Genomic DNA, 12,060 nt, shown 5'->3' with positions numbered 1-12,060 from the left:
TAAAATAATGATTAAAAACATATTCAATCCATGTAGTTACACGAAAAACATAAACCTCTCCCTATTGATTCTCCGCATGGCTGGAGGCGCTTTAATGTTAACACACGGTGTCGGTAAAATGGCACCATTGTTCGGAAGCGAACCTATACAGTTTCCGGACCCGATAGGGCTAGGAGTTACCACAACACTAGTTCTTACAGTTTTTTCTGAAGTCTTTTGTTCCATACTTTTAATTTTGGGACTTGGTACACGTTTGGCAGCAATTCCTTTATTGATCACCATGTTGGTAGCAGCTTTAGTATTTCATGCAAACGATCCGTTTGCAAATAAGGAATTACCTCTGCTCTACTCTGCAATTTATTTAGTAATTTTAATAGCAGGAGCTGGTAAAATTTCAATTGATAATTTGATATATAAAAACAGACTAAAAAACGTTTAAATAACTGTATTACTCGCAACAGTGTTTTTAAATTCCTCAAAGGAAAATACCAAAACAAAAAACGGGACACTTTTGATTTATCAAAAAGAGAAAAAATCATCGTTAAAATTAAAAACCATGGAAAAAGTAACGAAACCAAACGTTAAATCAATTGCTTCAGGTAAAGACTTAATAATCAAACAGATGCAAGCCAATGCTGGTGATTTGTTACCAAAACATAGTGCAGATTTAGAATCCATACTTTTCATACATGAAGGCGAATGCGTTCTAACAATTAATGACGAAGATATCATATTAAAACAGGGAGATGGTTTTGTAATTCCACCAAAAACCACGCATCAAATTAAGGTAGTTTCAGATTTTAAAGGTATACATATGATGCCAATCGCAATAAAATTTGAATTCTTTTAATACCTATTGAAACTAGGCATATCTAAATAGGAATCAACAGCATTTTAAAAACAAATATTTATGACCATGATGAAAGCAGCACGCTGGTACGCAGCAAAGGATATAAGAGTGGAAGAGACGGAAGTGCCTTCTCCAAAAGAAAATCAAGTAAAGATAGCGGTAAAATTTACCGGAATTTGTGGATCAGATTTACATGAATATACTAATGGACCACAATTAATACCTGTTGATAAACCTTATGCATTAAACGGCCACCAAGGGACAACAACGCTTGGTCACGAATTTTCGGGTGTTGTTGAAGAAGTGGGTAATCAGGTGAAAAACATAAAAAAAGGAGACCGCGTAACAGTAGAACCCATTTTTAGAAACCCAGAAAGTTCATTTATTTCTACAGGTGAATACAACCTGTCTGAACCACTAGGTTTTGTAGGTTTAACCTCCAATGGTGGTTTTGCGAAATATGTGGTAGTTGAGGATTATATGGTACATAAAATGCCAGATAAAATGACTTTTGAACAAGGTGCTATTGTGGAACCAGCTGCTGTTGCTGCATACGCCATCCAACGAAGTGGCATGAAAATGGGCGATACCGTTATGGTATCTGGCGCAGGTCCTATTGGTTTGTTAACGGTTCAAGTTGCTATAGCTTCAGGTGCTTCACAAATATTTGTATCGGACCTTTCTGAAAACAGATTAAAAAAAGCTAAAGAAGTTGGTGCCACACATACATTTGACGCCAGAGATAAAGATATTTCTAAAAAAATAAGAGAAATTACAGGTCATGGCGCCGATATTTTTATTGATGCGGCAGGTGTTCAAGCTTCATTTGATACGGGAATTAACAGCCTTCGAAATGGTGGAACGGCCGTATTAGTTGCCCTATTTGGAAAGAAAATAACGCATGACGCTCTAAATCAAACCTTAAGAGAGTTAACCATAATTGGAACAGCAGCTTACCGTAATATTTTCCCAGAAGTTATAGCCTTAATTGGAAGCGGAAGATTACCTGTAGAAAAACTGGTAACCAGCGTGATCCCCTTGGAAGATATTGTTGAGAAAGGTTTTGAGTCGCTCGTAAATGATCCTTCTGAAGTAAAAATACTTGTCGATTTAGAGAAATAAAAATATTTTTTTAAGCCATTCCATAAAACTTAATACTGGAAGTGCTAATTCTGGAAAAAATTCGTGAGCATACACTATTTTATGCTGACGAATTTTTCATTATCAGAAATCGCATAAATTAAACAATACAAAAACTTTTGGAATGTTGGCGACATTCGTACATTGAACTATTAAATTTAAATATATATGGAATCTCTTACAGTTATTGATATTGTTGGAACGGCAGCTTTTAGTGTTGCGGGTACCTTTGCTGCAATGAAAAAAAAACTAGACATTTTCGGCATTTTTATTATTGCTTTTATAACCGCTTTGGGGGGTGGTACGTTACGCGATATTTTAATTGGAGAAGTACCCGTAAAATGGTTAATGGACTTAAGTTCCGGCATAATAGTTTTATTGAGTACTATAGCTGCATTATTATTTAAAACAGTGATTAAAAATTATCATAATGTCCTACTGTTTTTTGATTCTATTGGGCTTGGTTTTTTTACAGTGGTTGGTATTCAAACAGGACTTTCATTAGGTTTTCATCCTGTTTCATGTATTGCATTAGGAACTATTACAGCATGTTTTGGAGGTGTCATACGCGATATTTCCTTAAGCAATATTCCGCTCATCTTCGCACAGGAAATCTACGCAACAAGTTGTATTTTTGGAGGAATTATATTTTTTCTATTAATGAAGTTAGATATGACCAAAATGCCCATTGAAATTATTTGTCTTGCTTCTGTTGTCCTTTTACGATTATTATCGGTTAGGTTTAATTGGCATTTACCAAAAATTTGGAAAACGACGAAATCGCCTATATAAACACTAAATTTAAATTAATTAAGAAACCAATTATGTCAAACATTCAACTAATTATTGAAGAAAGAGCTGCCAATATTGGGAAGTTTATGGTAGGCCGCTTATTACCATTTCGTCAAAAACGAATGGTAGGTCCTTTTATTTACATAGACCACATGGGGCCTGTTAAATTAAACGAAAGACAAAATTTTGATGTCATGCCACATCCACATATAGGACTTTCGACACTTACATTTTTATTTGAAGGCAGTATTATGCATCGCGATACGCTTGGTAACGAAGTAGAAATAAAACCAGGAGCAGTAAATTGGATGACAGCTGGAAAAGGTATTGTACATTCTGAACGTACACCAGAGTATTTGCGAGATTCGCCATTATTTATGCATGGTTTACAAATCTGGGTGGCCTTGCCAAAACATTTAGAGCAAATGGAGCCGCAATTTTTTCATATTGAAGAAAACCAAATTCCAAGTTGGACAGAAGGCGATTTACAATTTAAATTAGTTGCTGGTGAAGCCTTTGGAAAGAAGTCAGAAGTCCCAGTTTTCAGTAAATTATTTATGCTAGAAATAAAAAGCACATCAAAACAAGTGGTAAATATTGGTAATGAACTTTATGGTGAATCTGGTTTGTATATTCTTAAAGGCGCGATAGAAAGCGAAGGGAATATTTATGAACCTAAACAATTATTAGTAGCAAAAGACAGCTCGCTTTGCGAATTTACAATTCAAGAAAATAGTACCATTTATATTTTTGGAGGCGAACCGTTTCCCGAAGAACGATTTATTGATTGGAATTTTGTGTCTTCAGATAAAGAATTAATAAGCGAAGCCAAGCAAAAATGGATATCACAATCATTTGATAAAATAGAAGGTGACGATGAATACATTCCTTATCCAACATTCAAAAGAAAGTAAAACTAGTTATTTTATACGACCATAAAAGTATTACATGAATTGGGTTTTAATAGCTGAAGCATTTTACGTCCTCATTATCATTCTAGTTATTTCTAGAGTGTTGTATGATACACGAAGTAGCACCAAAGCTTTGGCATATATTCTTTTCATTGTTTTTCTGCCTATTATTGGAACTATATTTTATTTTTCGGTTGGAGTAAATTATCGAAAACGAAAACTATATTCAAAAAAAATAGCGGAAGACGAACAACTTCGAGATCGCATTACAACCAGAATGAATTTGTATTCTGAAGCAGTAAGCAATTCAGGTTTAATTCCGCAAAAAAGTAAAACGTTAATAGAATTTATTCGTCGTGCTGGTTATAGTCCATTAACAGGTAGCAATGCGGTAAAACTCTTAATAAATGGAGACGAAAAATTTCCAATAGTATTAAAAGAACTTGAAAATGCAACATCTCATATTCATATTGAATATTATATTTATGAAGATGACATAACTGGAAATCAAGTGGCTGATATTCTCATTAAAAAAGCAAAAGGAGGTGTTGAAGTTCGTTTTATGTATGATGATTTTGGAAGTCATGGTTTAGGAAATTCCTTCATTAAAAAACTGCAAGACGCAGGTGTTCAAACCGCACCTTTTTATAAAATAAAATGGTATGCCTTTGCCAACAGACTAAATTATAGAAACCATAGAAAAATTATAGTTATTGACGGCATAGTAGGTTTTGTAGGTGGTATTAATATGAGCGATAAATACCGAAACGATTTAAATAGAGAAAACCATTTGTATTGGCGAGACACACATTTAATGATTAAAGGCCAAGCCACAGCTTATTTACAATACCTATTTATGGGAGATTGGAATTTTTGTAGCAGAACACCTTTTCAATATTCCGACATCTATTTTATAGACAAAACTAAACATGAAGTTATTTCAGATGAAATTGTACAGATTGCAGCTTCAGGACCAGATAGCAAGCAGCCAGTTATTTTCTACTCACTTTTAGAAGCCATAAATTCAGCCAAAGAAAGCATCTACATTACGAGTCCGTATTTTATTCCAGATGAAAGCTTAATGGACGCTTTAATTATTGCCATTAAAGGCGGATTAGATGTTAAGATTTTAATTCCAGGTATATCAGATTCTAAAATGGTTAACGCTGCGGCAAATGCTTATTATACAGAATTGCTTGATGTTGGCGCCAAAATTTACAGATATAATAAAGGATTTGTACATGCCAAAACAATGGTAATTGATGATGATGTTGCCATCGTTGGTTCTGCAAACATGGATTACAGAAGTTTTGACCTCAATTTTGAAGTGAATGCCATTGTATATAGCAAAAATATTGCAGCACAACTTACTGAAGCTTTTAATAACGATTTAGAAGTATCTCAATTAATTGATGCCCAAGTTTGGTTAAATAGACCAAAATATATTCATTTATGGGAAAGGATGGTTCGATTATTATCGCCATTTTTATAACATTGATTAAAATCATGGATTAATGGAAGATTTTTAAATGTTTTGGAGGTGTGCAAGGGCGTAAAAAATAATTGGAGAAGCAGGTGTCAGCATTATTATTATTATTAGGTTAATCGGATTGATTTTACCTGCTTTTCCTGTTGCAAATATTATTTCAGGAATCAAAACGTGCCTTTTATTAAGATATATAACTAACATTTAGTATAAAGTTAAAAACAACCAAGAGCTATGATAGAATTTTTAAACACTTACAAATTTGATATCATCTTTGGCGTAATCGTCATTGCAATAATCATCACCTTACGGTTTTTGACAAACAAACTACATCGCTGGCTTAAAAAAGAGCAACAGGAGCGATTTCCTGGAGAAAGATCAAAGCCTTTAAGTCTTTTAAAACGCATTCTTAATACATTATGGTTGGTACTAGGTTTAATAGCATTAACCTATTTAGTTGTTGACGAGAGCAAACAGACTGTCTTGGTCGATAATTTTAAATTAGCGTTGTATCTAGGTGTCGTGTTATCACTTACCATTATTGCTGCCACTACAACAAATATGTGGTTTCAAAATGATATAAAAAAAAGGATAGCAACCCAACAAGACCCAACCAGTTTTAAATTTTTAAGGTATCTAGCTTTAGTCGGTATTTATTTTATCGGTATTATGATGTGTCTGTTAGCGTTTCCTTCACTTAAAGGCGTTGCGCAAACCGCTTTAGGTGGCGCAGGTGTTGCTGCGCTTGTTGTAGGTCTTGCTTCTCAAGAAGCCTTGTCTAACGTAATAGGTGGCTTGTTTATTATTGCTTTTAAACCTTTTAAAGTTGGTGATATAGTTGCTATAGGAGATTCAGTAACAGGCAGCGTTACAGATATTACTTTGCGCCATACTGTAATCCGTACCTGGAAAAACCGAAGAATCATTATACCTAATGCGGTAATTAACAAGGCCAATATAGAAAATTTTGATTTAGATGAACAAAAGTGCTGTGAGTATATAGTCATCGGTATTTCGTATGATAGTGATGTTGACCTTGCAAAACAGATTCTAAGAGAAGAATGTGAGAAGCATCCATTTATTTTGGATAATCGAACCGAAGAGCAAAAACAAGAAGGAGAACCAATGATTAGAACAGCACTTATAGAATTCGGTGACTCTGCCGTTGTATTACGAGCCTGGGCTTGGGCTGAGAACTATTCAAAATCTATTGCCATAAAAAGAGATGTTTTTGAAACAGTAAAAAAACGTTTTCATAATGAGGGAATTGAAATTCCATTTCCACACAGAACTGTAGTTGTGAAGCAATAAATGAGTTTTTTTTATCCAAATAATCAACAAAAATTAACCTTCAACTGCCCAAGTTCATTGCCAATACGTAACAATTATCATATCTTTGAAATAATAATTTAAAAACACAAATGATATGAAAAACTTAGTAGGATTAGATAGTAAAAAAGCTGAAGTATTAGTTGTTGAATTAAACATCTTATTGGCAGATTATGAAATCTTTTATCAAAACTTAAGAGGTTTACATTGGAACATTAAAGGTAGAAAGTTTTTTGAATTACACGATAAGTTTGAAGAGCTTTATAAAGATGCTTTCATAAAAATTGATGAAATTGCAGAGCGTATTCTTACATTAGAAGGCGAGCCTTTACATACTTATACAGATTATCTTGCAACAACACAAATTAAAGAAGAAAAAAATGTATCAGATGGTACAAAAGGCGTAGAGGTTGTAGTTAATAATTTTAGAACTTTAGTTGAAAAAGAGCGACATATTCTAACTATTGCTGCCGATACAAATGATGAAGGTACAGTAAGCTTAATGAGCAACTACATTACAGAAACGGAAAAAACCCTTTGGATGTTAAATTCGTATTTGAAATAAACTTCGAATTTCACTAATTTTAATAAAATAGATAATTGATTTAAAAATCAATTATCTATTTTATTTACGCTTTTTAAGAACATTTTTTTTTTTGTAATTTATTGTTCAACTTACCTGTGTCATTTCAAAACACAAGCTTTAAAAGTATCTTTAAACTTAAATAATAACATAAAATAAACGGACAATGAAAAAAAAGTTTTTTAATGCGAAAATTTATCACAACGACAACGCAACAGAACTAATTGTTGAGAATGGTAAAATTACCCACATCGGTACAAATTTACCAAAATGTGACGAAGAAATAGACCTTAACGGAAAACTCGTTTTGCCACCTTATGTAGATCCACATTTACATTTAGATTATGTATATACTTTATCTGAACTAGGACAAGAAGGTGCTGGTTCTGGTACCTTATTTGAAGCCATTGAATTATGGCCACAATTCAAAAAAACGCTAACGGTAGAAAGTGTAAAAAGATTGGCTATGAAGGGAATTCAAGATGAGGTTTCGCAAGGTGTACAGCACATTAGAACTCATATAGATGTTACCGACCCAAACTTTACAGCATTAAAAGCGATGTTGGAAATGAAAGAAGATCTAAAGGATAAAGTTGATATACAAATTGTGGCTTTTCCACAAGAAGGCATGTATATGTATAAAGGAGGTGTTGAGTTGGTTGAAGAAGCACTTAAAATGGGAGCCGATGTTGTAGGAGGCATTCCACATTACGAACCTGCAAGAGAATTTGGAGAAAAATCTATTCATGATATCGTTAAACTGGCGCTAAAATATGACAAGATGATTGATGTTCATTGTGACGAAACCGATGATCCGCATTCCCGATTTGTAGAGTTATTAAATGGACTTGTCTATATGGAAGATTATGGTAGCAGAACTACGGCAAGTCATACCTGTTCGTTTGGTTCGGCAGACGATTCCTATGCGTTTAGGATGCTCGACATATTTCAAAAGACTAAGATGAATTTTATTGCTTGTCCAACAGAAAATGCTTATTTACAGGGTCGTCAAGATACCTATCCTAAGCGTCGAGGATTAACCCGCGTAAAAGAGTTTATCGAGTACGGAATTAACGTTGCTTTTGCACAAGATTCCATTAATGACCCTTGGTATCCAATGGGTAATGGTAATATGATGAATATTTTAGATAACGGAATTCATTTAGCTCAAATAATGTCTTCGGAAGATGTAAAGACAAATTTCGATTTAATTACCTATAATGGCGCACGTTGTTTAAATATTCAAGATAGTTACGGTTTAGACGTTGGTAAAGCAGCAAACTTCATTGTTTTAAACGAAAGTACAGTTTATGAAGCCATGCGTAAAAGAGTAGATGTTTTAGCTTCAGTACGTAATGGTGAATTTTTATTCCGAAGAAAAGAAATGGCGTATGATGTTCCGTTGAGTCTTTAATCTAAACAAAATATTAATGAGTGCTTTATATAGAATAAATCGTGAGAAATAAAGCGCTTATGTTATTTAAAGAAAAGATTATTCTTATAAAGCGCTGATTTTATTTTCAACAACTATAAAACTAAAATTATGAGTAAACAGACTATTTCGGAACAAGCTAACAAAGCTTTTCCGTGGCTGATAATGATTTTAATGTCGTCCGTAACCTTTGTCGGAATACTGTCTGAGTTAATGCCTTCGGGTGTACTTCCATTAATGATGGCCGATTTGAATATTAGCGAAGCGCAAACAGGTAATTTGGTAGGTTATTATGCGATTGCTTCTGCGATATTTGCCATCCCGCTTATTTCACTAACCATGCAATTCAATCGAAAATATTTATTGTTGATTTTGCTAGGTGGATTTGCTATTTCCAATATTATGGCAGGACTTGTTCATGATTATACAGTAATTATAGTTCTTAGAGTTATCGGTGGAATTTGTGCTGGTGTCATGTGGCCAATGATTGCAGCTTATGGAATGCGATTGGTAGATAAAAAGGATCACGGAAAAGCCATTGCAGTAATTATGGCTGGAACCACATTGGGAATTAGTATCGGAATGCCTATAATGACTTCCATAGCTAATAATTATGGCTGGAGAACTGAATTTATTGGTTTAGGTGCTTTTATTTTTGCTATCGCCTTAGTTAGTATCTTTGCTTTGCCTTCTGCACCAGGAGAAAAATTAACTAAAAGTTCATCACCTTTTGCACTATTAAAAATACCTGCGGTTTTACTTATTTTATTGCTTACACTACTTGGCGTGGTTGCTCATTATGGCGTTTATGTATATATCACAAGCCTTGTTGATGAAATTCAGCTTACAGGAGGTGTAGAAAGTGCCTTATTGTTTTTTGGAATAGGATCTTTAATTTCGGTATTGTTAGCCATAAAATTTACTGATAAATATTTGAGATTATTAACCATATCAATGTTTGCCTTACTAATTATTTCTATGATTATTTTTCTAATGTACGGTGGAACAAAAGGTATGGGACACTTTGCCTTCTTTTTATGGGGACTTTCATTTGGGCCATTAGTAACCCTATTGCAGGCTGGCGTGAGTCGCCAAGTAGAAACTGCAAAAGATGTGGCTACTTCGGTTCAGTCTTCAGTATTTAATTTATCCATAATGATTGCATCTTCAGTAGCGGGATGGTTACTCGGAATATATTCGCCAATGAGTCTTGTGTACTTTGCAATAGCTTTATCAATTCCAGGAATGTTCATTGCCTTTTTCTCGAAAAAGACATTGAGTTAACACTTGGAATGAAGGCGCGCAAATAACGCTATCAGATTCTGAAGGAGTTGTTTACAAACAACTAACAACAGATTCTAAAGGGTTTTATACCACTGAAACTCATATATTCAATACCTATTTCGTAAAAGCGAGTATGGAGCGTTAGGGTACCGATGAAAAGAGATCTGAAGCTAATCTGGAGCGTCAGGAAATTAGCTTCCAATTGCAACAAAACGAAGTTATTTTAGTTCCAGGAATAGATTTGGCAAAAGTGCTAAACATTCCAATTATTTACTTCGGTTTTGATAAGTCTAATATTCGTAAAGACGCTCAAGTAGAACTAGAAAAAGTTTTAACAGCCTTGAACCAATATCCAAAATTAAAATTAGAAATAAGAGCGCATACAGATAGCCGTGGAAATGATGCTTATAACAAAGCATTATTACAACGTCGTGCTACTTCTACTTTGAATTATTTGGTTGAAGAAGGAATTGTCAGTTCAAGACTAAAAGCTCAAGGCTTTGGTGAAACTAAACTTGTAAATAGCTGTAGTAACGGCGTAGATTGCTCGGAAGCAGAACATCAGAAAAATAGACGTTCAGAATTTATTATCCTCGATTAATACTTGTTATGCACTTTTCATGTTTGCGTAATAAATTTAATAGCAGAAGACCGGAGAGAAATCTCCAGTTTTCATTTTTATAATTAGAACAGGATTACATTAGATTTATTTCTGTGCAAATAGTTTTAGTGTGTAATTAAAGAGTGCAATTCCAGATGGTTTGTGCTATTTTCTAGAATGGCAATTTTAGTGTAAGGATATTTTAGTTTAACCGTTTATACGTGGCTAACTACGGTTATGTAAATGAGCTGTGGCGCGTTTTAGCACCGACCTCTCCAAATAATCTAACTTTAGAAAATCCGCAGGATTTTCTAAGTGAGGACTGACCTAGCCATAGCGTATATGCGGTGTTTTATAACGTTTTTATTCCATTTCTTGAATCGGTGTACTTGCCTTTGAGTTTGAAATCAGAACTGCATAATCCAAGAAATCAGATGTTGATTTTCCTTTTACTTTGTCGCCATTAGATTTTTCGTCGGTCATTACTATTTCTATCAAATCTGGTTTTCCATCGCTAAATGGCGTATTTTTTTTATTAATTCGGAAAAGCGTAATATCCGAGATTTTAGTTTTTTTTAGGTTATCTATTCCAAGAAAATATTCTTTTTCATAATCGCCAATTCCAAAACCTCCTTCGGTGGTAAAGGATTTGTAATTTCCATCATCGTCAAAAATAACATCCCATAATACTCTGCTTTCGGTCAAATAGCCAATGATGGAAATAATTTCGGTACGTTTATAAATCTTATTTTCTATTAGCATAGTAAAGAATGGTACATCATTGCCTTCTCTTTCTTTTTCTAAATGGAAAAATCCAAAACGAAGAAATTGAGGATTTTTATTAAATTTATATAAACTGGATAAATGGTTGTAATTTTTGAAGATTACCGTTTCTCTATTTTCAGAATCATCAAAGGATAATTTAAGATTTGTAATTATATATTCAAATTCGAATTTATTATTAATGTCATTATTAAATTTCGATGGATTTTTTTCATAGTCTAAAACAAAGTTTTTCAATACACCTTTTGAAAAACTTTCATAATAAGGCGAGAAATCTGTGGTGTCGGTTTTAACCATTTTTAAAATTTTGTTGAGCGATTCTTCTTGATTTGATTTGAAGTTAATAATTTCTAGAAGGTGTTTAGAAGTGTATTTATAACTCACAATTTTGTCAATACCAACAACAGTCAATTTTTTATCATTTGTAAGGCTATTATTCAAACTTTTAATTTCTTTCCATTTATTATAAGTCTGAACACTTTTTTCTTGTGGTACTCTTATCCCATAATGTTGTACCAAATCTTTTAGCAATAAGGTGTCGCCCGTTTTTAGATACTTATTAAAATAATGTGCAATGCTAAAATCTGTTTCAGGTAAATAAAATTTTACTGTTCCATTCTTTGTTAGCGACTTAAGAAGTACGTGTTCTGTCTGTTCCGTTTTTGAACTTCCGTGATAAGCGCCAAATCCAATTATTTTAAAATCTTTTTGTGGAAAATCGAATTTAGAAGAAGTTAAATCAAATCGGTTATTTTCCAAATACTTCAATTTGTTTTGAGAATAACTATGCACCGATAAAAAGGTCAAAAGTATTATAAATATGTTTTTCATATTTCGGATTTCTTTTATAGACAATTCTTTTTTTTAAA

At 33.4% G+C, this 12,060-nt stretch carries 12 protein-coding genes; 11 read left to right on the top strand and 1 reads right to left on the bottom strand.

The window, feature by feature from the left end:
- Positions 1-7 precede the first annotated feature (7 nt).
- From ES674_RS13750 to ES674_RS13700, 11 genes are all read left to right on the top strand, one after another.
- Positions 8-439: a DoxX family protein gene (locus ES674_RS13750; protein ID WP_148404942.1), complete on the top strand. Its 432-nt coding sequence runs from the start codon at positions 8-10 to the stop codon at positions 437-439.
- Between the two features lie 117 nt (positions 440-556).
- Complete coding sequence (locus ES674_RS13745) at positions 557-850, top strand: cupin domain-containing protein (RefSeq protein WP_246126064.1); 294 nt, start codon at positions 557-559, stop codon at positions 848-850.
- A 66-nt stretch (positions 851-916) separates the two neighbouring features.
- Complete coding sequence (locus tag ES674_RS13740; RefSeq protein ID WP_246126063.1) at positions 917-1,972, top strand: 2,3-butanediol dehydrogenase; 1,056 nt, start codon at positions 917-919, stop codon at positions 1,970-1,972.
- A gap of 186 nt (positions 1,973-2,158) precedes the next feature.
- Positions 2,159-2,782, top strand: a complete 624-nt coding sequence (locus ES674_RS13735; RefSeq protein WP_148404938.1) for a trimeric intracellular cation channel family protein — start codon at positions 2,159-2,161, stop codon at positions 2,780-2,782.
- Between the two features lie 32 nt (positions 2,783-2,814).
- Positions 2,815-3,696, top strand: coding sequence for a pirin family protein (locus ES674_RS13730; protein WP_148404936.1), 882 nt, complete (start codon positions 2,815-2,817; stop codon positions 3,694-3,696).
- A gap of 34 nt (positions 3,697-3,730) precedes the next feature.
- Positions 3,731-5,185 (top strand): cardiolipin synthase, encoded by a 1,455-nt coding sequence (gene cls / locus ES674_RS13725; RefSeq protein ID WP_148404934.1) that lies wholly within the window; start codon positions 3,731-3,733, stop codon positions 5,183-5,185.
- Between the two features lie 228 nt (positions 5,186-5,413).
- On the top strand, positions 5,414-6,490 hold the full coding sequence (locus ES674_RS13720) for a mechanosensitive ion channel family protein (RefSeq protein WP_148404932.1): 1,077 nt from the start codon (positions 5,414-5,416) through the stop codon (positions 6,488-6,490).
- 115 nt (positions 6,491-6,605) lie between these two features.
- A complete protein-coding gene (locus ES674_RS13715) occupies positions 6,606-7,073 on the top strand; it encodes a Dps family protein (protein ID WP_148404930.1) in 468 nt (155 codons plus the stop codon).
- A 184-nt stretch (positions 7,074-7,257) separates the two neighbouring features.
- A complete protein-coding gene (locus ES674_RS13710) occupies positions 7,258-8,505 on the top strand; it encodes an amidohydrolase family protein (RefSeq protein ID WP_148404928.1) in 1,248 nt (415 codons plus the stop codon).
- A 129-nt stretch (positions 8,506-8,634) separates the two neighbouring features.
- Positions 8,635-9,807 (top strand): MFS transporter, encoded by a 1,173-nt coding sequence (locus tag ES674_RS13705; RefSeq protein WP_148404926.1) that lies wholly within the window; start codon positions 8,635-8,637, stop codon positions 9,805-9,807.
- A gap of 202 nt (positions 9,808-10,009) precedes the next feature.
- Complete coding sequence (locus tag ES674_RS13700) at positions 10,010-10,408, top strand: OmpA family protein (protein WP_317132060.1); 399 nt, start codon at positions 10,010-10,012, stop codon at positions 10,406-10,408.
- A 363-nt stretch (positions 10,409-10,771) separates the two neighbouring features.
- Here the strand turns inward: ES674_RS13700 and ES674_RS13695 are convergent, their stop codons facing one another.
- Positions 10,772-12,022 (bottom strand): hypothetical protein, encoded by a 1,251-nt coding sequence (locus ES674_RS13695; protein ID WP_148404923.1) that lies wholly within the window; start codon positions 12,020-12,022, stop codon positions 10,772-10,774.
- Between the last annotated feature and the right edge of the window lie 38 nt (positions 12,023-12,060).

It is taken from the genome of Bizionia myxarmorum, assembly GCF_008086205.1.
Taxonomy (GTDB): Bacteria; Bacteroidota; Bacteroidia; order Flavobacteriales; family Flavobacteriaceae; genus Algorimicrobium; species Algorimicrobium myxarmorum.
The sequence above is the reverse complement of the archived record's forward strand: the minus strand, read 5'-3'. Positions and strand labels throughout refer to the sequence as shown.

Bases quoted from the DNA above. Each gene is read 5' to 3' on its own strand.
- cls (WP_148404934.1), top strand. From the start codon at position 3,731: ATGAATTGGGTTTTAATAGCTGAAGCATTTTACGTCCTCATTATCATT.
- ES674_RS13710 (WP_148404928.1), top strand. From the start codon at position 7,258: ATGAAAAAAAAGTTTTTTAATGCGAAAATTTATCACAACGACAACGCA.
- ES674_RS13715 (WP_148404930.1), top strand. From the start codon at position 6,606: ATGAAAAACTTAGTAGGATTAGATAGTAAAAAAGCTGAAGTATTAGTT.
- ES674_RS13750 (WP_148404942.1), top strand. From the start codon at position 8: ATGATTAAAAACATATTCAATCCATGTAGTTACACGAAAAACATAAAC.
- ES674_RS13745 (WP_246126064.1), top strand. From the start codon at position 557: ATGGAAAAAGTAACGAAACCAAACGTTAAATCAATTGCTTCAGGTAAA.
- ES674_RS13730 (WP_148404936.1), top strand. From the start codon at position 2,815: ATGTCAAACATTCAACTAATTATTGAAGAAAGAGCTGCCAATATTGGG.
- ES674_RS13735 (WP_148404938.1), top strand. From the start codon at position 2,159: ATGGAATCTCTTACAGTTATTGATATTGTTGGAACGGCAGCTTTTAGT.
- ES674_RS13705 (WP_148404926.1), top strand. From the start codon at position 8,635: ATGAGTAAACAGACTATTTCGGAACAAGCTAACAAAGCTTTTCCGTGG.
- ES674_RS13695 (WP_148404923.1), bottom strand. From the start codon at position 12,022: ATGAAAAACATATTTATAATACTTTTGACCTTTTTATCGGTGCATAGT.
- ES674_RS13740 (WP_246126063.1), top strand. From the start codon at position 917: ATGATGAAAGCAGCACGCTGGTACGCAGCAAAGGATATAAGAGTGGAA.
- ES674_RS13720 (WP_148404932.1), top strand. From the start codon at position 5,414: ATGATAGAATTTTTAAACACTTACAAATTTGATATCATCTTTGGCGTA.